Raw genomic sequence first — 23,985 nt, forward strand, 5'->3', positions numbered from 1 at the left:
GGCTCAGATCAACGGCTTGACGAACCGCCGGATGCGGGCCCGCATGTCCGGTGGTGTGAGAGGAGGGCCGGGCGACCCGGCCCTCCTACTCGATTGATCGGGCGGTGCACCCCCCGGCGGGTGGGGAACGTCGGCGAAGGCGGCCGGGACGCCGTCACAGGTGGGCGGCGACGTGGTCGACGAGGTCGGCGAGGCGGCAGGTGTAGCCCCACTCGTTGTCGTACCAGCCGAACACCTTCACCAGGTCCCCGCTGGACTGGGTGAGCGGGGCGTCGAAGACGCAGGACGCCGGGTCGCCGATGACGTCGCGGGACACGATCGGGTGCGTGTTGTAGCGGATGATCCCGCTGAGAGGACCGGCGGCGGCCCGGGCGAACGCCTCGTTGATCTCCTCGGCGGTCGCCGCGCGGTCGAGGACGCAGGCGAGGTCGACCAGGGAGCCGTCCTCGACGGGCACGCGCAGGGCCATGCCGTCGAACCTCCCGGCCAGCTCGGGGATCACCACGCCGACGGAGCGGGCGGCGCCCGTGGTGGTGGGGATCATGTTCACCGCGGCGGAACGCGCGCGGTGCAGGTCCTTGTGCGGTGAGTCGAGGAGGTTCTGGTCGTTGGTGTAGCCGTGGACGGTGGTCATGTAGCCCTTGGCCACCCCGAACGTGTCGTGGAGGACCTTCGCCATCGGAGCGACGCAGTTGGTCGTGCAGGAGGCGTTGGAGATCACGGTGTGCCGGTCCGGGTCGTAGACGTGCTGGTTGACGCCCATCACGATCGTGGCGTCCACGTCCTTGCCGGGCGCCGACAGGATCACCTTGCGGGCGCCGGACTTCAGGTGCGCGGCCGCGTCCTCGCGCCGCCTGAACCTGCCGGTGGACTCGATCACGATCTCGGCGCCGGCCGCGCCCCAGTCGAGGTCGGCGGGGTCGCGGTGGGCGGTGACCGGGATGCGGTCGCCATCGACGATCAGCGCTCCGTCGTCGTGCTCGACCGTCCGGCCGAGGCGGCCGTAGGTGGAGTCGTACATCAGCAGGTGCGCGAGCGTGGCGGGGTCGGTGACGTCGTTGACGGCGGCGATCTCCTGGCCGCGCTCCAGCGCCAGCCGCAGGTAGTTGCGGCCGATGCGCCCGAAGCCATTGATTCCTACGGGTGCGGTCATCTCGTCTCCCAGGGTTGAACGGTGTCGGCTCGGGGCCGTCCGGGAGCCGACTCGTCGGGCCCTTCCAGGCTCCGCGGCGCGGGGTGCGCGACGCCAGGGACCTTCGTCGTGACGAGTCCGCCGTGCCGCGCGGCGGTAAGGGACTTTCGGCCCTGGAAGGGCCTTCACCAGAGGCGGGACCTGGGTCCTCGCCGGTGCGGACGTTCCGCACTACCGCGCGTCGGCCGCCGGCGATGACGTTGAGGTAGCTGCCCGGCTGGTTCCGGAGGCCGGACGCTCCATCCGTGGAGGCTGATATGAACGGTCAACAGATGCCGGTCCGCGTGGACGGCCGATTGGAGGAGCCGCTGTCGCGGTGGCTGTGGCTGGTGAAGTGGCTGCTGCTGATCCCGCACTACATCGTGCTGTTCTTCCTCGGGATCGCGTTCGCGGTGCTCACCGTGGTCGCGTTCTTCGCGATCCTGGTCACGGGCCGCTACCCCCGCTCGATCTTCGAGTTCAACCTCGGTTTCCTGCGCTGGGCGTGGCGGGTGGCCTTCTACGGCTACGGCGCGCTGGCGACCGACCGGTACCCGCCCTTCACGCTGCGGGACGTCCCCGACTACCCGGCCCGCCTGCACATCGACTACCCCGAGCGGCTGTCGCGGGGGCTGGTGCTGGTGAAGTGGTGGCTGCTGGCGATCCCGCACTACCTGGTGGTCGCCCTGTTCGTCGGCGGCGGCCTCGGCGGGGACGAAGGCGGCTGGGACCTGCCGGGGCTGGTGGGCGTGCTGGTCCTCGTCGCCGCCGTCGCCCTGCTGTTCACGACGCGCTACCTGCGCACCGTCTTCGACTTCGTCATGGGCATGCACCGCTGGACGCTGCGGGTGGCCGGCTACGCCTTCCTGATGACCGACCGGTACCCGCCGTTCCGGCTGGACATGGGCGGCGCTGAGCCGGTCTCCGAGCCGGAGAACATCGCCGTGAACGCTCAAGGACGGTGACCCGCACCGGGACATGAGGGACGCGCCCACACCACCAAGGCAACGAGAACGGGGGCACCGGATCCGATCCGGTGCCCCCGTCGCTGTGCTGTCACTTCTCGACCGTGATCCGCTTGGACTCGGCCTTGGCGGCCTTGGGCATCGGCACGCGGACGGTGAGGATGCCCTTGTCGTAGCTCGCCTTGATGTCGTCGACGTCAACGTCGGCCGGGAGAGTGAAGGACCGGGTGAAGGAGCCGTAGTGGAACTCCGACCGGTGGGCCTCCTTCTTCTCCTCGTGGCGCTCGGCGTGGATCCGCAGGACGCCGCCGGTCACGGTGATCTCGACGTCCTTGTCGGGATCGATGCCGGGCAGCTCGGCGCGGATCACGTGGTCGCCGTCGTCGATGTAGTTCTCGACCCGCATCGTCTGGCCGATGCCGGTGCGGAACATGGTGAACGGCGACTCGAGCCAGTCGAACAGATCGGGGAAGATGCTGCGCGGTTCGCGCCGCTCCAGTGCGCTCATGGTGCCTCCCTCTGCTCTGGTCTACGAGCGACACCCACGGGTGAGGGACCTTGTCGGCATCCGGATGCTTCGCTCCTCATCGGTGGGTGCACTTTCATGCTTCCTCCGGGAGCGCCTCACCCCACACGGCCATGGGTCACACACGGCCGGGACCAAAGTCATCCCGTCCCGGGCTCGCGGAGCCGGTCGCCCGCCGACACCGTCCTGCCGTCCCGAAGCGGCCGCTCCCATGAGGCGCCGGGCTGGATCTCGACGACCTCGGACGCGTAGCAGATCTGAATGGGGAAGGCGGCGCCCGGCCGGAGCGCCACGCGGATCAGGTCCTGCCGGCAGGTCAGGTCGATGCCCCAGTGGCCCCGGTAGCGGAGCCCGAGGCGCAGGTCGCCGATCGCCCGGGGGAGCCGCGGCTCCAGATGCAGGATGCCGCCGCGGGTGGTGATCCCGGCGTGGCAGCGCTGGACGAGGTCGACGGTCCCGGCCATGGCGCCCAGGTGGACGCCCTCGGGGGTGGTGCCGCCCTGGGCGTCGGTGATGTCGCTGAACAGCGACTCCAGGAACACCTGCCAGGCGATGTCCCCGTCGATGTGGGCGAGGATCCAGGCGTGGACCAGTGAGCTGAGCGTGGAGCCGTGGCAGGTCCGCGGCAGGTAGTAGTCGATGGTCCTGGCGGCCAGGTCCGGGCCGTGCTCGTAGCCGAGCTGCCGCAGGATGTCGTCGAGCTCGCCGGGGGACAGGACGTAGAAGAGCATCAGCACGTCGGCCTGCTTGGAGACCTTGTACCGGTTGGTGGAGTCGTCCTCGGCTTCGAGGATGCGGTCCAGCCTGCGGATGTCGCCGTACCGCTCCCGGTAGCCGTCCCAGTCGAGCTCCTCCAGGTCCGCGTAGCCGTCGAACTGGCTGATCACGCCGTCGTGGAACGGGACGTACATCTTGCGCGCGACGTCCTCGAAGCGGGTGATCTCCTCGCGGGTCAGGGCGAGCCGTTCCCGCAGTTCGAGGCGCCGGTCCTCGGGCAGCAGGGCCAGCGCGTCCAGCGCCCGGCGCAGCACCCAGACGGTGAGGACGTTGGTGTAGGCGTTGTTGTCCAGCCCCGGCTCGTCCCGGCCCGGATAGGCGTCGTGGTACTCGTCGGGACCCATGACGCCGTGGATGCAGTACCGGTCGGTGGAGCGGTCGTAGACCGCGAGGTCGGCGAAGAACCGGGCGACCTCCAGCATGACCTCGGCGCCGTGCTCGGCGAGGAACTCGGTGTCCCCGGTCGCCTCGTAGTAGCGCCACATGTTGTGCGCGACGGTCAGCCCGACATGGCGCTGCAGGTGCGAATGGTCGGGCAGCCACCGGCCGGAACGCGGGTTGAGGTGGATGCGCTGGGTCTCCTCGCGGCCGTCCGCCGCGCTCTGCCACGGGTACATCGCGCCGCGGTGCCCGGCCCCGGCCGCCGCGCGGCGCGCCGCGGGCAGGCGCCGCCACCGGTACATCAGCAGCGCGCGGGCGATCTCGGGGAACCGCATGGTCAGGAACGGCAGGATGAACAGCTCGTCCCAGAACACGTGGCCGCGGTACGCCTCGCCGTGCAGGCCGCGGGCGGGGACGCCGACGTCCAGGTCGACGGTGTGCTCCGAGACCGTCTGCAGCAGATGGAAGATGTGCAGGTTCAGGACGCGCTGCACCTCCACGTGGTCGACGCTGAGCTGGCAGCGCCGCCACAGCTGCGACCACGCCATCGCGTGCCTCTCCAGCAGGGCGTCGAAGGCGCCGGCGCCCGCGACGGCCGCCAGCGCCGCCTGGCCGTGCTCCTCGACGGCGCGGTCGCGCGAGGTGAACACGGCGGCGACCTTCTCGACCGTGACCGGCACGCCTTCGCGGACGTCCACGGTCAGCTCCTGGCCCGTCCAGCCGTCCTCGGCGCGGCGGGCGCGCTCGGCGGGGGCGGAGACGCGGGTGCGGGCCGCCACCGCGACGCCGATCTTCGAGGACACCGTCGACGACCGCAGCAGAAGCAGCTCCGGGTCGCCCGGACGCGGGCACGCCTCGTGGACCAGGTGTTCCCGGGGCAGGTCCCGGTACCGCTCCACGCCGCTGTTGACGACGCGTCCGTCCACCGCCGACACGATCTCGACCGGGCCGCTCCAGTCCTCGGCCACGATGGTGGTCTCCAGCGCGGCCAGGTGCGGGTCGTCCATGGACACGATCCGGCGCTGCGCCACCCGCGACGTGCGTCCCCGCGCGTCGCGCACGCGGACCAGCCGGGTCAGGACGCCGCGCCGCAGGTCGAGCTCCTGCCGGTACGACAGCAGGCGGCCCTCGCGCAGGGCGCGGTCCGGGTCGAACCAGTCGCCGCCGGCCGGGCGGAAGGCCAGGGGCAGCCAGTTCGGCATGTTGACCAGGTCGGCGTTGTCGGTCCGCCGCCCGTCGATCTCCACCGGCAGCCGGTCATAGCAGCCGGCGATGTAGGTCCCCGGGTAGTGGACGCCGTCGGCGGACGACTCCGGGGCGGCCCCCCGGGTCGCGAAGTAACCGTTGCCCAGCGTGCACAGCGCTTCCCGCAGCCCCTCGGCGTCGGGGTCGTAGCCGTCGTAGGACAGGATCCACCGGTCCATGGCGTTCCTCGCAGTCTCCCAAGGCCATCCGCAGGGCATTCCCGGCATCGCCACGTTGTCACCGCCCGGCCGGGGCGGGCAGTGCCGGACGGCCTCCGGACCAGGGACCTTCGCCCCCTGCCCCGTGTTCGCGGCCCGCCCATCCTGAAATTGAGTCCCCGACTCGACGAGGGGAGGACGGATGGTCGCGCTTTCACGGGTCCAGCGGCCGAACATCCTGTTCGGGTACGACGGGACCGAGGAGAACGAGCCCGCGCTGCGCTGGGCGGTCGAGGAGTCCGGGCTGCGGGGGCTCGACCTGGTCATCTGCCACTGCTGGCATTGGCCCTATCCGCCGGGGCACGTGGACGCGGGCGTCGAGGCGATCGCCCAGCGGGCGGGCGAGAACCTGCTGAACGAGGGCGCCCGCAGGGCCCGCGCCCTGGGGGCGGGAGGGAACGTCTCCACCGTGCTCAGGCGTGAACCCGTCACCGAGACGCTCGTCCTGGAGTCCGACGACGCGGAACTGATCGTCGTGGGCTCCCACGAGCGGTACAACCTGCTCGAAGCGTCGACGGCGGTGCAGCTGCCGGCGCGCACGCACCGGCCGGTGATCGCCGTCCGCGGCGCCGCCGCGCCGCGCGGGCTCATCGTGGCCGGCGTCGACGGATCGGCGGGCGGGGACAGGGCGCTGGGCTTCGCGATCGAGGAGGCCGCCCTCCGCGACGCCGGCCTGCGCGTGGTCTACGGGGCCTGGGAACCGGGCGCCGTGCCCGACCACGAGCTGCCCCTGTTCGCCGACGCGGACAAGCTGTCCGAGGTGCGCACCGCGATGCTGGAGGAGGCCGTCCGCCCGTGGCGGCGGCGCTACCCGCAGGTCCGCGTCCAGGTGTCGCTGCTGCTGGAGCGTCCCCGCGAGGCCCTGCTGGAGGCGGCGGCGGACGCCGACCTGCTGGTGGTGGGGGACCGGGGCGCCGGGACTCTTGATCCGCTGCTGCTGGGCGCGACGAGCTCGGCGATGCTGCACCACGCCCCGTGCGCGGTGGCGGTCGTCCCGCGACCCCGGCCCGCCGCCTGACGGCGCGGTCTCGCTCCACGCCCCGTTCGCGGAGGACGCGCCGCGGCTCCCGCGTCAGGGACCGATGCGGCGGCCGGCTCCCGCGTCAGGGGCCGATGCGGCGGCGGTCGAAGCGGGCCCAGGCCTCGTCCCACATGCGGTAGCGGCGTTTGTCGCAGTGGCGGCGAAGCAGCAGGTAGGCGCCCGCGGCCACCAGGCCCGCCGTGCCCGCCGTCGTGGCCCCGGTCGCCGCGGCGTCGCTGATGGTGCGGGCGTGCGAGCGCGGCGGGTCCTCGCCCACGCCGCCGGGCCCCGCCCAGACCTTCGGGTGGTCGCCGGGGCTCACTCCGCGCCAGGTGGTGTAGTGACCGCTTCGCACCGTCCCGTCCGGGCCGACCCAGATCACCGTCACCTCGCGGCCGGTGTGCCGCCCCTTGATGTTGACCACGGTGGCGTCGATCCGATGGCGGGTGGCGGCTTCGTACCGCTCGGCCTGGACGCCGGAACGGTAGACGGAGCCTACGGTGTGGGCGCAGAGGAGCGGGGCCGCGACGATGAAGAGCACCAGCAGGAGCAGGCCGTAGAACATCTGGGCGCGGTCCACGTCGCGGCGCAGATCGTTCCTGTCGAGGCCCCAGCCGCGGCGAAGACGGTTCACACGCGTCCAGAAACTCCGTGGCTTCATGACGCCGTCCCCCTTCCAGCCATTCCAAGGCGGCGTTGAGCGTCCTGCGATCGGTTCCGGGCCGCGGAAGCCGGTCCGCAAAGCACCGCCTTCACGATTTCTCGTCTCGGGGGCCGCGGCCACCGACGGATGTCCCCGCCGATCAGGGACAAAGGTCCGTGCTCAGCGGGCGGAGGTCTCTAGTGCCGGCCCGGCGGACGGGGAACCGTGGAAAGGGAGCCCACGAGGGGAAGAGGACCATGAAGCGCATCGCTCGCAGCACCGCTTTCACCGTTTTCGCCGCCGGTGCCTACACGGCCCTGGTCCGTCCTCGCCTGCTGCGCTGGGGCGCCACTCGCGAAGAGGCGAACGCGTCGTATCCCGGTGACGACCTTATCGCGTACCCGACCGCGCAGTCGACCATGGCGGTCTCGCTGCCCGCGCCTCCGGAGGAGGTCTGGCCGTGGCTGGTGCAGATGGGGTGCGGGCGGGCCGGCTGGTACAGCTGGGACCTGCTCGACAACGGGGGGCGGCCGAGCGCCGACCGGATCGTCCCCGAATGGCAGGACGTCACCGTCGGCACCCGGATTCCCGCGGTCCCGAGCGGGGCGTTCTACTTCCTCGTCGAGATCCTCGATCCGGCGAGGACGCTGGTGCTCAGGTCCGACATCGAGCTGCCGTCCGGGCGGCCGTTCGACCCGCGCGGCCCGCTGCCGGCCGCGTACACCGACGGGATCTGGGCCTTCCATCTGCGGCCGCTCCCGGACGGCGGGACACGGCTGATCGTCCGGACGCGAGGCCGCGGAAAACCCGCCGCGGTCGACCGGCTCACAGGCCGCCTCTTCGGCGAGCCGGCCCATTTCATCATGCAGCACCGGCAGTTCCGGAACCTTCGCCGACGCGTCGGCGGGAGCGATCCGTCCAGTGACATGAGGAGGTTTCCCATGAAAGCGAAGAAAGGCGACTGGGTCATAGTCCACGGCCACCAGGTCGGGGAACCGGACCGCAAGGCGCTGATCACTGAAGTGCACGGCAAGGACGGGGCGCCGCCCTACGTCGTCGAATGGGACGACGGGCACACGAGCACGTTCTACCCCTCCTCGGACGCCGTCATCGAGCACCGCCCGGCGACCCGCTCTCCGCACTGAGACCTGCCGGGCCGATGCGGGGGAGGGCGACGGGGCGCGCCTCCCTCGCATCTCTTCATTCACCGACGGGACCCCCGTCCCGGACACGAAAGGTGAGGACATGGAACTCAAAGAACTGCTAGGGGACGAGGCCCCTTCACTCCTCGCGCACGAATGCCGGACGATCTCACGTGACCGGCTCCAACTGCCCGGACCGGATTTCGTCGACCGGGTCGTCGCCGCAAGCGACCGCCCTCCGGCGGTGCTGCGCAACCTGCAGCACGTGTTCGACACCGGCCGCCTCGCCGGCACCGGGTACCTGTCGATCCTTCCGGTCGACCAGGGCGTGGAGCACTCGGCCGCCGCGTCGTTCGCGCCGAACCCCGCCTACTTCGACCCGCTGGCCCTGTGCGAACTGGCGGTCGAGGCCGGCTGCAACGCGATCGCGAGCACGGTCGGGGTGCTCGGCATGGCCTCGCGCCGGTACGCCCACCGCGTCCCGTTCATCGCCAAGCTCAACCACAACCAGCTGCTGACCTACCCGAACGCCTACGACCAGGTCATGTTCGCCTCGGTCGAGCAGGCGTTCGATCTCGGCGCGGTCGGCGTCGGCGCGACGGTGTACTTCGGCGCCCCCGAGAGCATGCGGCAGCTGCAGGAGGTCCGGCAGGCGTTCGCCCGCGCCCACGAGCTGGGCATGTTCACCGTCCTGTGGGCGTACCTGCGCAACCCCGCGTTCAAGCGGGACGGCACGGACTACCACGTCAGCGCCGACCTCACCGGGCAGGCCAACCACCTGGCCGCGACGGTCGAGGCCGACATCGTCAAGCAGAAGCAGCCCGAGAACAACGGCGGGTTCCGCGCGCTGGGCTTCGGCAAGACCGACGACCGCGTGTACGGCGAGCTGACCACCGACCACCCCATCGACCTCACCCGCTGGCAGGTCGCCAACTGCTATCTGGGGCGGGTCGGCCTGATCAACTCCGGCGGCGCCTCGGTGGGCGGCGGGGACCTGGCGAAGGCGGTCCGCACCGCGGTGATCAACAAGCGGGCGGGCGGCATGGGCCTGATCGTGGGGCGCAAGTCCTTCCAGCGGCCGAGGGACGAGGGGGTCGAGCTCATCCACGCCGTCCAGGACGTCTACCTGGACGAGGCGATCACCGTCGCCTGAACGGGCGGCCCTGCGGTCCTCAGGGCATCACGCTTCAGGGCATCACGCCGCGCCGGGACCGTCCCGCCGCGCGGGAGGCGAGCTCCTCGCGGAGGCGGTCCCGGCGGCGCCGGAGTTCCGGGCTGAAGGCGACGCCGCCGGTCTCGGGGTTCCGGAGCCGGGCGATCCGGTCGGGCAGGGCGGCGACGTCCGCGGCGCGCCGGTCCCGGGCCGCCGCGAGCGGCTCGGCGGGGGCGACCCGGCGCCCCGACTCCATGACGGGGACGAGCAGCGGCTCCATGCCCGCCGGGGCGGGCTCGTCTCGGAGGGCGACGAGGTCGCCCCGATCTCCGCGGTACACCTGCTTGGCGCCGGGGGCGGTCGCCTTCCCGGAGGACAGCTTCATGACCGGCCTGTCCCCGTAGGCCACCAGCTTGTAGGCGCTGTCGAGGTACGGGGCGTCGGCGGACACGCCCATCCGCGTGCCCACCCCGTAGACGTCGATCGGCGCTCCGCTTGCGGTGAGCTCGGCGATCGCGTACTCGTCCAGCCCGCCGCTGGCCACGATGCGCGTGCGCGTCATGCCGGCCTCGTCCAGCAGGCGGCGGGCCTGGAAGGCCAGCGCGCCCAGGTCCCCCGAGTCGAGGCGGATCCCCGCGAGCTGCGCCCGCCCCGCCCGCCGCGCGGCGCGGATCGCCGCCTTGACGCCGCTCAGGGTGTCGTAGGTGTCGACGAGCAGCGTGGTGCGGTCGGGGAAGTCGGCGGTGAAGGCCGCGAAGGCCGCGTCCTCGTCGGGGAACGCCTCGACGTAGGAGTGGGCCATGGTGCCGGACGCGGGAATGCCGTACCGGCGGGCGGCCTCGACGTTGCTGGTTCCGGCGAAGCCGGCGATGTAGGAGGCGCGGGCGACGGCCATCGCCGCGTCGATCCCCTGGGTCCGGCGGAAGGAGAAGTCGACGACCTGCGCGCCGCCGGCCGCCCGCACGCACCGTTCGGCCTTGGTGGCGACCGTCGTCTGGAAGGTGATGTGGTTCAGCAGGACGGTCTCGACCAGCTGCGCCTCGGCGATCGGCGCCGTGACCTCCAGCAGGGGCTCGCCGGCGAAGACGACGCGTCCTTCGGGGATCGCCCGGACGTCTCCGGTGAACCGCAGCCGCTCCAGCGCCCGCAGCGCCGTGTCGTCGAAATGCTGCTCGGACGCGAGGTAGTCGAGGTCCTCCCGGGTGAAGCCGTAATCCTCCAGGAAGGTCAGGCAGTCGGCCAGCCCGCAGCCGATCAGGAAGCCGCGGCCGGGCGGCAGGGCGCGGACGAAGAGGCTGAACGTCGCCGGCTCGTTCATGCCGCGGCGCAGGTAGCTCGCCGCCATCGTCACTTCGTACAGATCCGTCAGCAGTCCACCGGACATCGGACTCGACCCTCACTGTTGAGCGGTGTTCTGCCGTGCCCGTCCTCGGCAGGTTCGTGTCCCTCCGAGACTGCCCCCGGATCGGGGGTCTATCCAGCTCTCGTTCGTCCTGCCGGGCCTGGGACGAAAGTCCGTTTCGGGGGGCAGCCGGCTGCTCCGGCCAACTGAGGCGCGAGGCGGTACCCGTCGTCCCCTAAAGCCGTCAAAATAGGGCAAACAGGGGTGATCTCCGCGCAGTGCGGGGGTAGTGGGCCGGAGAAGACGATCTGCGACCGGATCCCGGAGGGCCGCCGAGGATGCCTGAACGACCCCGAGCGCGCGGGTTCACGATCGACCCGTCCGAGCCGGAACGCGGCGCCGCAGCCGCCGAGGCCGCGAACGGCGCGGCCCGGCAGCCGGGCACGGACCCGTGGCGCACCGTCCACGACCTGACCGACCGGCTCAACCACCGGCTTTTCGGCGCCGGACTCCAACTGCACGGTGCGCTGGCCAGCATCCAGGACCCGAATGCGGCCCGGTGCGTCCAAGCGGCCCTGGGTGATCTGGACGGCGCCATCGCCGAACTGCGCCGCGCGGTCTTCGATTTGCACACCTCGCCCGGCCGCCGTCCGGACGTCTCGCGCTGATCGCCGGCCCGGCTCAGCCGTGATCCCCGGGTGGGCGCTCGCGGCTCCAGCGCTCTGACAGCTGCGCGAACTCGTCGCGGACGGGCTCGTCCAGCTCCCGGCGGTCCTGCTGGTCGGGGGCGTGGCGGTCGCCGCGGCGATCCGCCGCCGAGACCTCGCCCTGCCCGCCTGACCGCTGCCCGCCTGACCGCTGCCCGCCTGACCGCTGCCCGCCTGACCTCATTCCGCGGCCCGGCCCGTCACGAGCGCCGGGACGTCCTCACCGCTGCGGGCGGGAAGCGGGCCGCCGGTGCTGTGCCCGTTCCGGGCGCATTCCGGGGCCGCGCGTCGCCGCCGGCCGGGCGGCGCGTTCCCCCTGCTCGGCGAGCTGCATGAGCATCGAGGTGACCAGGCTGTCGAGCCAGCCGAGCGCGGCCGAGCACGCCGCGCGCGTCCCGGCGACACCGGAGTCCTCGTCCAGCGGCGGGAGCAGCTCGCGCACCTCCGCGGCGAGGTGCGGTGAGATCGACCGGACGACCTCGTTGCGGAGGGCGTTGAACACCATGGCGGCCCGCCGCGCGCCCGCGTCGTCGATGCCCTCGGAGTGGAGCTCTTCGTTCACGGCGGTGAGCAACCGCCAGGCGCGCATCAGCCGGGTGGGGGACGTCACTTCGTAGCCTCTGCGCGCCTCGCGGGCATCACCGATCAGGACGGTCATCCGCGCCGGTGCGGGACGCCCGCGGGCGTGCACGGTGCGGTGCGGCTCCTGTCGGGCGGTCATGTCATTTCCTCACGTCGGGGCCGTGGCGTTGCCGATGGCACCAGGCTCCGCCGCCGTCCGGTGCCGGGCCAGGGACCAACGTCCCCGATGGCGCGGGCGAACGTGCCGGATGGGCGGGAGATCCGGGGGACCTTCGGACGCTGCCGGCGGCTGATCGCGCCCCTTGATGACGCGGCCCGACGTGCTCCTGCTGGACCAGGTCCAGGACGTCTGCCACCGGGTCGCGATCCTGCGGGAGGGGCGGCTGGTCGAGGTCGCCGCGCTGGAGGACCTGCGCGCCCGGAGTGACGAAGGTCCCGCCGGTTCCGCCGAACGTCGGTGGCTCAAGGGCCGGCGGTTTCGCGGGCGTCGGCCAGGACGAAGTAGTTCTCCTCCTCCTGCGCGAAGTGCAGCCGCAGGACCGCGTACAGCTCCTGGACGGTCCGGCGCAGATCGCTCACGGGCTCCGGGGCCTCCGGCGCGGCCCGCAGTTCCGCGGTGAGCGCGTTGAGGCGGCGCGTCAGCTCGGCGATCTCGGTGTGGCCGCGGCTCATCGCCCCGGTGGGGTCGGTGCCGCCGAGGGCCTGCGCGACCGCCGGGTAGAGCAGCTGCTCGTCCTTGCGCTCGTGCTCGGCGAGGTCGGTCAGGAAGCCCGCCAGCGCGTCCAGCGCCGTGTCCCGCTCCCGGCCGCCGGACGCCGCGATCGCGTCCGCCAGGGCGGGCAGCCGTTCGATGCGCGGCCACAGCGCGCGGTGCTCCTCGTCCAGCCGCCGGACGAGCTCGGCCGCGTCGCCGCGCAGCCGCGGCTCCCGGTCGCGGCCGGGGCCGAGCGCGCGCAGCGCGGCGAGGATCGCCGCGACGTCGATGCCCTCCTGCAGCAGCGCGCCCGCCGCCGGTGTCAGCAGCCCGAACGCCGCCACCGCCATCGCGGCCAGCGACAGGCCCATGCCCGCGACGACGCTCTGCCGCGCGACCGACCGGGTGCGGCGCGCGATCGCGAGCGTCTCGGCCAGCCGCTCCAGCCGGTCGACGGTGATCACCACGTCGGCCGCCTCCGACGACGCCGTCGCGCCCCGCGCGCCGAGCGCGACGCCGACCCCGGCCGCCGCCAGCGCCGGCGCGTCGTTGACGCCGTCGCCGACCATCACCGTCGCCGCCCGCCCGCTCTCCGCGCGGGCGACCTCCACCTTCTGCGCCGGGGTGAGCCCGGCGTGCACGGCGTCCGCGCCGACCAGCCCGCCGATGGAGTCCGCGACGTCCGCGCGGTCGCCGGTCACCATCACGGTGCGCTCGATGCCCGCCCGGCGCAGCAGCCGGAACGTGCGCGGCGCGTCCGGGCGGATCCGGTCGCGCAGCAGCAGGACCGCGGCGACCCTCCCGTCCACCCCGACGAACACCGTGATCGCGCCCCGGGCGGCGGCGCGGCGCCGCACCCGGTCCAGCCAGGCCGGGTCGGCCTTCCCGGCCCAGCTCGCCTTGCCGACGCTCACCCGGCGGCCGCCGACGGTGCCGCGTATTCCCTGGCCCGCGGTTTCGGTGACGTCCGTGGGAGCGGTGAGCGGCACCCCGCGCTCGTGGGCGCCCCGCACGATCGCCGAGGCCAGCACGTGCGGCGACACCTGGTCGAGCGAGGCCGCGAGGAACAGCGGATCGCCGGCCGGCGCGGGATCGGCGGGGACGATCTCGGCGAGCGCCGGCCGCCCGGTGGTGACGGTGCCGGTCTTGTCGAACAGCAGCACCCGCGCTCCCGCGAGCCGCTCCAGCGCGCCGCCGCCCTTCACCACCACGCCCCGGCGCGCCGAGCGCGACAGCCCGGACACGAACGCGATCGGCGCGGCCAGGATCAGCGGGCAGGGCGTCGCCACCACCAGCACCGCCACGGCCCGCACCGGGTCCCCGGCGGCGATCCAGGCCGCCGCGGCGAGAACCAGCGTCACCGGGATGAACAGGGCCGAGTACCGGTCGGCGAGCCGCACGAACGGCGCGCTCTCGGCCGCCGCCTCCTCCGTCAGCCGGACGATCCCGGCATACGTGCTGGACGCGGCGTCGTTGGTGGCGCGCAGCTCGAACGGCCGCCCGGAGTTGACGGCGCCGCTGCGCACCGCGTCGCCCGCCGGATGCTCCACCGGCAGCGGCTCGCCGGTCAGCGTCGACTCGTCCAGGACGGCCGTGTCCCGCTCCACCAGGCCGTCCACCGGCACGACCTCGCCCGGGCGGACCAGGAGCCGGTCGCCGGGACGCACCTCCGCGACGTCGATCGTGTCCAGGCCGCCGTCGGTCCGGCGGTGCGCGGCGCGCGGCGCGAGCGACAGCAGCGCGCCGAGGTCGCGGCGTGCCCGCCGCCCCGCGCGCTCCTCCAGCAGCCGCCCGCCGGTCAGCATCACCGCGATCACCGCGCCGGCGAGCGCCTCCCCGACCGCGACCGTCCCCGCCAGCGCCAGGACCGCGATCACGTCGCTGCCGAACCGGCGGTGCAGCAGCCCGTCCACGACCCACCACACCGCCGGGACGAGGGCGAGCACGGTCACGAGCAGCCAGACCAGGTCTCCGGCGCCCGCCCCGGCCGTCCAGCGGACGGCGGCGCCGGCGGCCAGCCCGCCTGCGGCCAGGGCGAACAGCGCCTCGGGGCCACGCCGCGCGATCACAGCCCGCATGTCCACCTCGCCGTTCCACGGGATCCAGATCTTCCACCCTTCTCCTTGCGGGCACCCGTACCCAGAGGCGGCGGACTCCTCCTCCGCGGGCACAAAGGCCGTCCGGGCGGGGACCTTCGCCCCTACGACCCGCGCGCGGCCGGCCAACACCGTGGAGAGAGGGAATCCACAGGCGAAGGGGAACGCGATGACCGAGCCGATCGTCGTCGGCATCGACGGCTCCGACGAGTCCGACCGCGCCCTGCGATGGGCCGCCGCCGAAGCCGTCCTGCGCGGACGCCCCCTGCACATCGTCCACGCGCTGGAGAGCTGGCCCTACAAGGCGCCGCTGTTCATGCCGGCCGAGACCACCGAGCGGATGACCCGCGCCGGCCGCCGGCTGCTGCGCGCCGCCCGCGAACGCGTCCAGGAACGCCGGCCCCGCCTGGAGGTCACCACCGCCCTGGTCGAGGAGGAGCCCACGCAGGCCCTGCACGACCAGTCGGACAAGGCGTTCGAACTGGTGGTGGGCAGCCGGGGCCGCGGCGGGTTCGCCAGCATGCTGCTGGGCTCCACCAGCCTGCGCATGGCCACCCGCTCCGCCGTCCCCGTCGTGATCGTGCGCGGGGACGCCAGCGACCGCGGCGAGATCGTCGCCGGGGTCGACCTGCTGCGCGACGCCGGCGCCGTTCTCGACTACGCGTTCGACGCGGCGGCGCTCCGCGGCGCCCGGCTCCGCGTCGTGCACGCCTGGCAGACGCTCGGCACCCTGATCGAGGCCGGCTACGCCGTCGACGCCGAGCAGATCGAACGGGACCTGCGCGCCCAGGTCGCCGAGGCCTGCGAGCCGCTGCGCGCCAAGTACCCGCGCGTGGACGTCGTGGACGAGATCGTCCTGGAGCACCCGGTGACGGCGCTGTCCCACGCCTCGCGCAACGCCCGCCTCCTGGTGGTCGGCGCCCACCAGCGGCGCTGGAACGCGCCCCAGCTCGGCTCGGTCGGCCACGGCGTCATCCACCACGCCCGCTGCCCGGTCGCCGTCGTCCCCTCCACCTGACCGCCGGCCCTCGGCCCCGCAACCCGCTTGAAGGCGGGCGATCGCGCCGAAATCGGTGATCGGCCCCTGGCGGCGCAGGGTGCGCGTGCCTAGTGTGAAAAACGTGAAGGTGATCGTCGCGCGCGAGGTGGTCGAGGGGGAGCGGCGGGTCGCCGCGGTGCCCGAGACGGTGTCGAGGCTGGTCGAGGCGGGGCTGAAGGTCGGCGTGGAGCCCGGCGCCGGGCTGCCGGCGGGCCACCGTGACGAGGACTACCGGGCGGCGGGCGCCGAGGTCGAAGCCGGCGTGCTGGACGGCGGCGACGTGCTGCTGGGCGTCCGGCCCCCGCCGGCCGAGCGGGTGCGGCGGCTGGCGGAAGGGGCGGTGAGCGTGTCGTTCCTGCCCGTGGCCGAGCATCTGGAACTGGTGCGGGAGTTCCGGGACGGCGGCCGCACCGCGCTCGCCATGGAACTGGTGCCGCGCATCTCCCGCGCCCAATCGATGGACGCGCTGTCCTCGCAGGCGATGATCAGCGGGTACCGGGGCGCGGTCGTCGCGGCGGAACGGCTGCCGCGGATGTTCCCCCTGGCCATGACGGCGGCCGGGACCGTCCCGCCCGCCCGGGTGCTGGTGCTCGGCGCGGGGGTGGCGGGGCTGCAGGCGATCGCGACGGCGCGGCGGCTCGGCGCGGTCGTCGGCGCCTACGACGTGCGCGCCGCGGCGGCCGAGGAGGTGCGCAGCGTGGGAGCCGACTTCGTCGACCTGGACCTCCCCCCGCTGGAGGGCGCGGGCGGCTACGCCCGGGAGATGGGCGAGGAGCGGGCGCGGCTGCAGCGCGAGCTGCTGGCGCCGCACGTGGCGGACGCCGACGTGCTGATCACCACGGCGGCCGTCCCCGGCCGGGCGGCGCCGCTGCTGGTCACCCGCGCCATGGTGGAGCGGATGCGGCCGGGCTCGGTCGTCGTCGACCTGGCCGCCGAGCAGGGCGGAAACGTCGAGGGCTCCCGGCCGGGGGAGGAGGTGGAGATCGGCGGCGCGCTGGTGTGGGGCGGCCGGGACGTCCCCAGCCAGCTCCCGGCGCAGGCCAGCCGCCTGTACGCCGCGAACGTCGCCGAACTGGTGCTGCTGATGACGCGCGAGGCGCGGGTCGTCCCCGACCTGGACGACGAGATCGTGGCGGGCTGCTGCGTGACCCATGCGGGGGAGGTCCGCCACGGGCCGACCCGGGAACTGCTGGAGGGCTGATGGACGGTGTGGCGCTGCTGACGGTGTTCGTGCTGGCCGCCTTCACCGGGTACGAGGTGATCTCCAAGGTGTCCTCGACGCTGCACACGCCGCTGATGTCGGGATCCAACGCCATCAGCGGGATCATCCTGGTCGGCACGATCGTGGTGGCGGCGCGCGCCGACTCGGCGTTCTCGCTGTCCCTGGCGCTGCTGGCGGTCGCGCTGGCGGCGGTGAACACCGTCGGCGGCTTCCTGGTGACCGACCGGATGCTGCTCATGTTCCGCGGCGGCCGCGGACGGGGCGGCGGACGGGACGGCGGGCGGGAGAAGCGGTCGTGAACGACACCGGGGTCTCGCTGGCGTACCTGCTGGCCGCCGTCTGCTTCATCGTCGCGCTCAAGGGGCTGTCCTCGCCGCGCACGGCCCGGCTCGGCAACCTCGTCGGCATCGCCGGCGCGGTCATCGCGGTGGTGGTGACGTTCGCGGACGTGGGCACCCGGAACCTGGCGCCGATCCTCGCGGCGCTGGTCGTGGGGTCCGCCGCGGGCGCGGTCGCGGCCCGGCGGGTCGCGATGACCGGGATGCCGCAGATGGTGGCGCTGTTCAACGGCGTCGGCGGCGCGGCGGGCGCGTTGGTCGCGCTGCTGGAGCTGGCGGGGAGCGGGCCGTCGCGCGGCCAGGTCGCCGTCGGGGCGTTCACCGTGCTGATCGGGTCGGTGACCTTCTCCGGGTCGGTGCTGACCTTCGCCAAGCTGCAGGAGCTGATGACGGGCCGTCCGGTGGTGTTCGGCGGCATGCGCCCGGCGGCGGCGCTGCTGGCGGCCGCGACCCTCGCGCTCGGGGCGTGGACGGCCGTGGAGGCGCCGATCGGCGTGGCGGTGGGCCTCGCGGTGCTCAGCCTGGTCGGCGGCGTCCTCTTCGCGCTGCCGGTCGGCGGCGCCGACGTCCCGATCGTGATCTCGCTGCTGAACGCCTTCAGCGGCGTCACCGTCGCCGCCGGCGGCTACGTGCTCGGCAACACCCTGCTGATCGTGGCGGGCACGCTCGTGGGCGCCTCCGGGATGCTGCTCACCCGGATGATGGCCGCCGCCATGGGACGCTCGATCGCCAACATCCTGTTCGGCGCGTTCGGCGGCGAGACGACCCTGGGCGGCGGCACGGCCACCGACCGTCCCGTCCGGTCGGCCGGGCCGCAGGACATCGCGATCCTGCTGGGCTACGCGCGCAAGGTGATCGTGGCGCCCGGCTACGGCCTGGCGGTCGCGCAGGCGCAGCACGCGCTCAGCGACCTGGCCGGCGAGCTGGAGCGCCGCGGCGTCGAGGTGCTGTACGCGATCCATCCGGTGGCGGGGCGCATGCCGGGGCACATGAACGTCCTGCTGGCCGAGGCCGACGTCCCCTACGACCGGCTCAAGGAGATGGACGTCGTCAACCCCGAGTTCAAGACCGCCGACATCGCCCTGATCGTCGGCGCCAACGACGTCGTCAACCCGGCGGCGCGCAGCACGCCGGGTTCGCCGATCTACGGCATGCCCATCCTGGACGCCGACCAGGCCAATGCGATCGTGTTCCTCAAGCGGTCGCTGCGGCCCGGGTTCGCCGGCATCGACAACGAACTGCTGCACGACCCCAAGACCACCCTGCTGTTCGGAGACGCCAAGGATTCGCTCACCAGCCTGACCGCCGCGCTGAAGGCACTGTGACCGGCGGAGCGGCCATCGCGGCGGACGCGCGATGAGCAGGGCGGCCGCGACGCCGCCATGGGGGTCGAAGGTCCCGCCGGAGGGGACTTTGGACACGATGCCGCCCCGGCGCCGGCCCAGCAGGCTGTAGGTGCGGCACCCTCACGGCTGGAGGTCATCGAGATGGTCAACGCGACACGATCCCCGGCGGAGCGCCTGGTCGAGCCCGCGAACCCGCTCGGAATCGGACGGACCGACCTGGCGGCGCGCTTCGTCGTCCGCGCGGCGATCCAGGCGCCGTCCATCCACAACACCCAGCCGTGGCGCTTCGTGGACCGCTCCGACGGGCTGGAGCTGTGGGCCGACCGCGCGCGCCTGCTGCCGGTCGCCGACCCGGCCGGACGGGAGATGCTGATCAGCTGCGGCGCGGCCCTGTTCAACATGCGGCTGGCCGTGCGGCGGCTGGGCTTCACCCCGCAGGTCCGGTTGCTGCCCGACCCGGCGTACCCGGACCTTCTCGCCAGGGTCGCCTGGGGGGCGAGGACGGCCCCGCGGCCGTACGAGGAACTGCTGCACCGGACGATCCCGCGCCGGCACGCGCACCGCGGGCGGTTCCTGGCGACCCCCTTGCCGCCCATGCTGCCGATCGTGCTGGCCGGCATCGCCCGGCACGAGGGCGCCGGCCTCCGCGTCGTCAAGGACGAGGCGGAGCGCCGGCGCCTGGCCGAGCACGTCCAGGCCGCCGAGGCGGCGCAGCTCCGCGATCCCCGCATCCTCGGCGAGCTGCTGTCCTGGACGGCCCCGCCGGACGACGGGCGCGCCGACGGCTTCGCGGCGGGCCCCTCCCCGGCCGAGGTGGACGGCTTCCCCTCCCGGACCGCCGCCGCGGACGCGCCCTGGGAGGCCGAGCACGGCGCGGGCGGCCGGGAACCCGAACGCGGCGCCGCCCCCGGGGCCGTGGGAACGGTGGCGGTGCTGACCACCCGGGAGGACCGGCGGGTCGACTGGCTGATCGCCGGCCAGGCGCTCCAGCATGTGCTGCTGCACGCGGCGACGCTGAGCGTGAGCGCCGCCTTCCACACCCAGCCGCTGGAACTGCCCTACCTGCGGGCGGCGATACGCCGCGACCTGGTCTGCGGTCACCCGCAGATGGTGCTGCGCCTCGGTCATGTGGCCCGCCGCCTGCCCAGCCGCCGCCGGCCGGTCGCGGACGTGCTCAGCGGCGAGTGACGGCCCCTCCTGCCCGGACGGTGGGTACCGCCGGCGGTGAGCGGCGACATGGTGCGGCAGGGAGTCACGCCGACCCATATACCAGGTCTGCTCGGTCCGATGCTCGCGGCGCTCCTGGTGCCGGCACTGGTGTGGACGGGGGCCGCGGTTCTCCTCGGCATGGAAATCGCCCGCGGCGGAGGTGCGCTCCAGCCGGCGCGCTCCTCCTCGGAATGATCAATTCCGGTATCGAAGTCAATGGCCGATCCGGGCTGTTGTAAATCGCATTTCGGGCTTCGATTCTTCGGATCATGAATTGCGGGTCTTTCGTCCCTCAATTCGGGACCTCCATCCCTACCCGCGTGCCGTCTCCGGTCGCGATGGTGGACGTACGCGACGGCTATGGCCTGCCGGAGGGCCGACGGTACGACGCCTATTGCGCCGGCAGGGCGAGTGGAGGAACCATGACCGGCACAGGTGTCGGCACAGTCGATGCGGCCCTGGTGGAGGGGCGGCTGCGGGAGCATCACCGGCGGTGCCTGCCGGCTTTGACCAGGCTCCGCATTCTGGCGAAGGACGGCTGGGAGGCGGACGTCGACGTCCGAGCCGCCACCGCGGAGGTCATGGTCGAGTTAGGGGCCGCCGGATCGGTCCTGCTCGACGCCCTCCCGGGAAGCGTCCGCCGCGATGCTCTCGCGCATTTCCTCGGCTGCCGCGCCAACCGGCTCAAGATAGTCGCCGAACACGCCGTCGCGACGGCCGACGCCGGCAACCTGCCCATGCTGCGGCGTCTGCTCTACCAGTTCCACGCACTGGCCGAAGCGATGTGGAAAGTGCAGCTGGGACTGCAAGCGCGCAAATCGCGTCCCGTGATCGACGTCGGGTCGGCCTTCAGGGTGCCGGCGCGCCGCCGGCCGCATGCGGCGGCGTACTCGGGGCCCCGGTTGGGATCCGGGCGGGTGTCACCCGGGTGAAGCCTTCATCCGCTTCGCGGGAATGGCTACACGGACCCATCGACATCGGGGAGGACACATGAGCGAGCAACCCATCTCCGGTCTGCTCGTCGGATACGACGGCTCCGAGGGAAGCGCGCGGGCCTTGGACTGGGCGGCGGATGAGGCCCGGGCCCGCCGCCTGCCGCTGACCGTGCTGCATTCGTGGGACGTCCGCGCCGGCGGACTCGCCCCTCTGCCCGCGGTCGATCCGCGGGCGGAGGCCCAGGAGATCCTGAACGCGGGCATCGAGCATGCCCGCAAGGCGGCGCCCGACCTCAAGGTGCGGGGAGTGCTCGCGCGTGCGCCGGCCGCCGCCCGGTTGATCGAGGCGAGCGGGAGCGCCGATCTGATCGTGCTGGGCCCGCGGGGCGCCGGGGGATTCGCGGGCCTGGCGCTCGGTTCGGTCGGCGCGCAGGTGGCCGCGCACGCGTCGTGCCCGGTCGTGATCGTCCGCGGAGACCGCCCGCAGCCGGAGCGGGGAGCGGGACACGTCGTGGTCGGGATGGACGGCTCGCCGGCGTCCCAGGCGGCGCTGGCCGCGGCCTTCACCGAGGCGGACGCCCACGGGCTCCCGCTGCGCGCGGTGATCGCCTGGGATCCGGTACCCGCGAGGGAGCTGCCGCCGCTGGTGGACGAGGCCGGCATGCGGGCCGCAGCCGAGGCGCGGCTGACGGGGCTGATGGGCCCGCTGTGCGAACGCCATCCGGGCGTGCGGGCGGGCATCGAGATCGTCACCGGGTTCCCGCGGCGGGTCCTCATGGACGCGGCGGCCGAGGCGAGGCTCCTCGTCGTCGGCTCGCGCGGACTGGGGGGCTTCCGCGGCCTGCTGCTCGGCTCGGTCAGCCACGCGCTCATCCACCATGCGCCCTGCCCGGTGGCCGTCGTCCACGCCTCCGCGGGCGGCGGCGTCCAGAACGGGGAGCGTCCGGGCGCGTGACCGGCGAGAGCGCGGCGCTCGACCCGCCCGCGCGCAGTCAACGAAGGGCTCGGCCGATGCCGGACCTTGGTCCCTAGTCCCCACCTGCCGGCTCTCGTACGTGTGGAAGTGGCCAGGGGACATGACCGATCGTTGGAGGAACCATGTCCGCACCGATCGTTGTGGGGACGGACGGATCCGCGGCGGCGGGGAGCGCCGTCGATTGGGCGGCCGCCGAGGCGATGATGCGCCACCGGCCGCTGCACATCGTGCACGCGGCGCAGATCTGGCCGTATCAGGTCCAGCGGTTCGTTCCGCCCGATGAGTCGGAGCGCGTGTCGCGGGCGGGCCGCGCCGTCCTGCTGGAGGCCGAGAGGCGTGTGAAGGCGAAGTGGCCCAAACTGCCGGTGACGACGGCGCTGGTGGTCAATTCGGTGTCGGACGCGCTGCGGGACGAGTCGGAGAAGGCGTTCGAGATCGTTGTCGGGCACCGGGGTCGCGGCGGCTTCCCCGGCCTGCGGCTCGGGTCCGTGGGCCTGCGGCTGGCGGGGCACGCCGACGTCCCCGTGGTGATCGTCCGCGGGGAGGCGGCCGGCGGCCGCGGGGAGGTCGTGGCCGGATACGACTTCGGGGAGCGGGCCCGCGAGGTGCTCGAGTACGCCTTCGACGCCGCGGCCGTCCGCGGGGCGCGGCTCCGCGTCGTGCACACCTGGCAGATCTCGGCGAGCCTGGCCGAGTCCGGGTACTCCATCGACGAGGAGCGGATGAACGACGAGAGGCGGGCGAGGATCATCGCGGCCTACGCCCCGCTGCACGAGCGGTATCCGCTGGTCGAGGTGGTGAACGAGGTGCTCCTCGGGCACCCGGTGTCCGTCCTGTCCGGGGCGTCGCGGGCGGCTGATCTGCTGGTCGTCGGCGCCCGCCATCACCGGCTGGGCGTGTCCAGCCTCGGCTCCGTCAGCCACGGCGCGATCCATCACGCGGAATGCCCGGTCGCGGTCGTCGGCCGCTCCCAGTGACGGGAGCCGGGCCGTTCGCCTCGACGGCCGCGGGACCTCCGGCCCTGCCCTCCCGGTGGGCGTTCTCCCAGGATGGAGCTGGAAACGGCCAGCGAAGGAGGTCGTGATGGAGACCAAGCAGTGGAGCGTGGAGCTCTACATCAGCGAGGACGGCACGGACACCCTCGCGCGCGCGGTGCTGTTCACCGGCGGCGAGAAGAAGACGGTGGGCTACGGCCGGGCGCGCCGCAACCCGGCCGACCGGGAGGTCCCGGAGATCGGCGAGGAACTGGCCGCCGGCCGGGCCCTGGCGGACCTGGCCGACCGGCTGCACGGGGTCGCCAGTGAGGACATCGCTCAGCTCGCGGGCCCGGCATGAGCACCGGGCGCGGCAGGACGGCCGGGCCCTCGGGTCCGGCCGTCTCGGCCAGGCCGGCGGGACGGTGGCATGTCGCGCTCGCGGCCTTCGGCGCGGCGGCCGCGTCGGGGGCCATCTCGCTGGGCGCACCGGCCGAGCCGGTGCTGTGGACCGCGGCGGGCTTCGCCGTCGTCCTGGCCGTGACACGGCTGCTGATCGGCTTGGACGCCGCGCGGCCCACGAAGCACGGAAATTCCGCGTCTCCCCGGAATCCCGCTGAATAACCGAGGCGGTTGGCGGTAAGCCGGGATTCGAAAGCCGGTGGATGAAATGCGCGCCGAACCGGGGAATTTGGCGTGCTTTTCGAGGACGGCCCGTCACGCGCTGGTTCCCCGTCGGACCGATCCGCAAGGCGGTGACCGGCGTCCTCGGACGCGGCGCCGCGCCCCGCACGCTGTCCTATGACGAGCGGCTGTTCGCCTTCCTGCCCTGGCCCGGCTACATCGCCGTCGACCGCACTGCCGCCTCCAGCACCACCCGTTGGGACGACCGCCACACCACCCTTGCCGCGCTCGCGGCCGTCTCCGACACGGACGCCTTCGCGCAAGCCGCCGCGCACACCCGCTACGGCCCCATCGACGTATTCGTCCTGCGCGCCGGCACGGACGCATGGACGTGGAACGACATCCACTTCCGTCCAGCCCAGTTCTCGGCCGCCCACTTCACCGTGCGTTCACTCCCGAACAACACCGTCCTCGCTATCCGCCGCCCTCGGTGATGGTGATCGTCCGGGCGGTGGTCTCCGCGCACGACGGGCGCACGCGGGAGCCGCCCCCCGATCGGGGACCTTGGTCCCTGCCTGAGCAGGGGTCTGCGGAGTGGAATGGAATTGGGCGGGAGAAGCCCAAGGAAAGGGACGGAGAAGCGGGAGACCGCGCACCGT

At 73.3% G+C, this 23,985-nt stretch carries 23 protein-coding genes; 15 read left to right on the forward strand and 8 right to left on the reverse strand.

Features of this window, described 5'->3' with window-relative positions:
* Window positions 1–154: 154 nt before the first annotated feature.
* Entirely contained in the window at window positions 155–1,153 is a 999-nt protein-coding gene (gene gap / locus ABTW95_RS19110) for a type I glyceraldehyde-3-phosphate dehydrogenase (RefSeq protein ID WP_500226956.1), read from the reverse strand.
* Between the two features lie 296 nt (window positions 1,154–1,449).
* Between gap and ABTW95_RS19115 the strand changes: the two genes are divergently transcribed.
* The gene (locus ABTW95_RS19115) at window positions 1,450–2,136 is read left to right on the forward strand and encodes a DUF4389 domain-containing protein (protein ID WP_500226957.1); all 687 of its coding nucleotides are present in this window, start codon (window positions 1,450–1,452) and stop codon (window positions 2,134–2,136) included.
* A 91-nt stretch (window positions 2,137–2,227) separates the two neighbouring features.
* On the opposite strand, the gene ABTW95_RS19120 is transcribed toward ABTW95_RS19115, so the two are convergent.
* Window positions 2,228–2,644: an Hsp20/alpha crystallin family protein gene (locus tag ABTW95_RS19120; RefSeq protein ID WP_500226958.1), complete on the reverse strand. Its 417-nt coding sequence runs from the start codon at window positions 2,642–2,644 to the stop codon at window positions 2,228–2,230.
* 158 nt (window positions 2,645–2,802) lie between these two features.
* Window positions 2,803–5,244 carry a glycoside hydrolase family 65 protein gene (locus tag ABTW95_RS19125; protein WP_500226959.1) on the reverse strand — a complete coding sequence of 814 codons (2,442 nt, stop codon included), beginning with the start codon at window positions 5,242–5,244 and terminating at the stop codon, window positions 2,803–2,805.
* Window positions 5,245–5,425: 181 nt separating this feature from the next.
* On the opposite strand from ABTW95_RS19125, the gene ABTW95_RS19130 reads away from it, so the two are divergent.
* Window positions 5,426–6,301 carry a universal stress protein gene (locus tag ABTW95_RS19130; RefSeq protein ID WP_500226960.1) on the forward strand — a complete coding sequence of 292 codons (876 nt, stop codon included), beginning with the start codon at window positions 5,426–5,428 and terminating at the stop codon, window positions 6,299–6,301.
* 85 nt (window positions 6,302–6,386) lie between these two features.
* Here ABTW95_RS19130 and ABTW95_RS19135 read toward each other — a convergent pair whose 3' ends face one another.
* A complete protein-coding gene (locus tag ABTW95_RS19135; protein WP_500226961.1) occupies window positions 6,387–6,938 on the reverse strand; it encodes an Rv1733c family protein in 552 nt (183 codons plus the stop codon).
* Window positions 6,939–7,204: 266 nt separating this feature from the next.
* Between ABTW95_RS19135 and ABTW95_RS19140 the strand changes: the two genes are divergently transcribed.
* Complete coding sequence (locus ABTW95_RS19140) at window positions 7,205–8,092, forward strand: DUF1918 domain-containing protein (RefSeq protein ID WP_500226962.1); 888 nt, start codon at window positions 7,205–7,207, stop codon at window positions 8,090–8,092.
* Window positions 8,093–8,192: 100 nt separating this feature from the next.
* A complete protein-coding gene (locus ABTW95_RS19145; protein WP_396451969.1) occupies window positions 8,193–9,242 on the forward strand; it encodes a class I fructose-bisphosphate aldolase in 1,050 nt (349 codons plus the stop codon).
* Between the two features lie 34 nt (window positions 9,243–9,276).
* On the opposite strand, the gene ABTW95_RS19150 is transcribed toward ABTW95_RS19145, so the two are convergent.
* Window positions 9,277–10,626, reverse strand: coding sequence for a nicotinate phosphoribosyltransferase (locus ABTW95_RS19150; protein WP_396451970.1), 1,350 nt, complete (start codon window positions 10,624–10,626; stop codon window positions 9,277–9,279).
* Between the two features lie 296 nt (window positions 10,627–10,922).
* Between ABTW95_RS19150 and ABTW95_RS19155 the strand changes: the two genes are divergently transcribed.
* Complete coding sequence (locus ABTW95_RS19155) at window positions 10,923–11,252, forward strand: histidine kinase (protein WP_396451971.1); 330 nt, start codon at window positions 10,923–10,925, stop codon at window positions 11,250–11,252.
* 13 nt (window positions 11,253–11,265) lie between these two features.
* On the opposite strand, the gene ABTW95_RS19160 is transcribed toward ABTW95_RS19155, so the two are convergent.
* From ABTW95_RS19160 to ABTW95_RS19170, 3 genes are all read right to left on the reverse strand, one after another.
* A complete protein-coding gene (locus ABTW95_RS19160) occupies window positions 11,266–11,475 on the reverse strand; it encodes a hypothetical protein (RefSeq protein ID WP_500226963.1) in 210 nt (69 codons plus the stop codon).
* A 36-nt stretch (window positions 11,476–11,511) separates the two neighbouring features.
* Window positions 11,512–12,012, reverse strand: coding sequence for a proteasome activator (locus tag ABTW95_RS19165; RefSeq protein ID WP_500226964.1), 501 nt, complete (start codon window positions 12,010–12,012; stop codon window positions 11,512–11,514).
* A 323-nt stretch (window positions 12,013–12,335) separates the two neighbouring features.
* Window positions 12,336–14,645, reverse strand: a complete 2,310-nt coding sequence (locus ABTW95_RS19170; protein WP_500226965.1) for a heavy metal translocating P-type ATPase — start codon at window positions 14,643–14,645, stop codon at window positions 12,336–12,338.
* Between the two features lie 187 nt (window positions 14,646–14,832).
* Between ABTW95_RS19170 and ABTW95_RS19175 the strand changes: the two genes are divergently transcribed.
* The 10 genes from ABTW95_RS19175 to ABTW95_RS19220 all read left to right on the forward strand — a co-directional run bounded on the left by ABTW95_RS19175 (window position 14,833) and on the right by ABTW95_RS19220 (window position 23,820).
* Window positions 14,833–15,681 (forward strand): universal stress protein, encoded by an 849-nt coding sequence (locus ABTW95_RS19175; protein ID WP_396453166.1) that lies wholly within the window; start codon window positions 14,833–14,835, stop codon window positions 15,679–15,681.
* A 103-nt stretch (window positions 15,682–15,784) separates the two neighbouring features.
* Window positions 15,785–16,903, forward strand: a complete 1,119-nt coding sequence (locus ABTW95_RS19180; protein ID WP_500226966.1) for an NAD(P) transhydrogenase subunit alpha — start codon at window positions 15,785–15,787, stop codon at window positions 16,901–16,903.
* On the forward strand, window positions 16,903–17,223 hold the full coding sequence (locus ABTW95_RS19185) for an NAD(P) transhydrogenase subunit alpha part 2 (RefSeq protein WP_500226967.1): 321 nt from the start codon (window positions 16,903–16,905) through the stop codon (window positions 17,221–17,223). Before ABTW95_RS19180 ends, ABTW95_RS19185 begins: the two co-directional genes overlap by 1 nt.
* Entirely contained in the window at window positions 17,220–18,587 is a 1,368-nt protein-coding gene (locus tag ABTW95_RS19190) for an NAD(P)(+) transhydrogenase (Re/Si-specific) subunit beta (protein WP_500226968.1), read from the forward strand. The genes ABTW95_RS19185 and ABTW95_RS19190 overlap by 4 nt, the downstream gene beginning before the upstream one ends.
* A 162-nt stretch (window positions 18,588–18,749) precedes the next feature.
* Window positions 18,750–19,796 carry an Acg family FMN-binding oxidoreductase gene (locus ABTW95_RS19195; RefSeq protein ID WP_500226969.1) on the forward strand — a complete coding sequence of 349 codons (1,047 nt, stop codon included), beginning with the start codon at window positions 18,750–18,752 and terminating at the stop codon, window positions 19,794–19,796.
* 443 nt (window positions 19,797–20,239) lie between these two features.
* On the forward strand, window positions 20,240–20,749 hold the full coding sequence (locus tag ABTW95_RS19200) for a hypothetical protein (RefSeq protein WP_500226970.1): 510 nt from the start codon (window positions 20,240–20,242) through the stop codon (window positions 20,747–20,749).
* A 58-nt stretch (window positions 20,750–20,807) separates the two neighbouring features.
* The gene (locus ABTW95_RS19205; protein WP_396455121.1) at window positions 20,808–21,707 is read left to right on the forward strand and encodes a universal stress protein; all 900 of its coding nucleotides are present in this window, start codon (window positions 20,808–20,810) and stop codon (window positions 21,705–21,707) included.
* A gap of 143 nt (window positions 21,708–21,850) precedes the next feature.
* Complete coding sequence (locus ABTW95_RS19210; RefSeq protein WP_500226971.1) at window positions 21,851–22,705, forward strand: universal stress protein; 855 nt, start codon at window positions 21,851–21,853, stop codon at window positions 22,703–22,705.
* A gap of 106 nt (window positions 22,706–22,811) precedes the next feature.
* Window positions 22,812–23,063 (forward strand): DUF1876 domain-containing protein, encoded by a 252-nt coding sequence (locus ABTW95_RS19215; RefSeq protein WP_396446150.1) that lies wholly within the window; start codon window positions 22,812–22,814, stop codon window positions 23,061–23,063.
* A 394-nt stretch (window positions 23,064–23,457) separates the two neighbouring features.
* Window positions 23,458–23,820 carry a hypothetical protein gene (locus ABTW95_RS19220; RefSeq protein ID WP_396446149.1) on the forward strand — a complete coding sequence of 121 codons (363 nt, stop codon included), beginning with the start codon at window positions 23,458–23,460 and terminating at the stop codon, window positions 23,818–23,820.
* The last annotated feature ends 165 nt before the right edge of the window (window positions 23,821–23,985 follow it).

The sequence above is a fragment of the Spirillospora sp. NPDC127506 genome, assembly GCF_040302145.1.
In the GTDB taxonomy this organism is placed as follows: Bacteria; Actinomycetota; Actinomycetes; order Streptosporangiales; family Streptosporangiaceae; genus Spirillospora.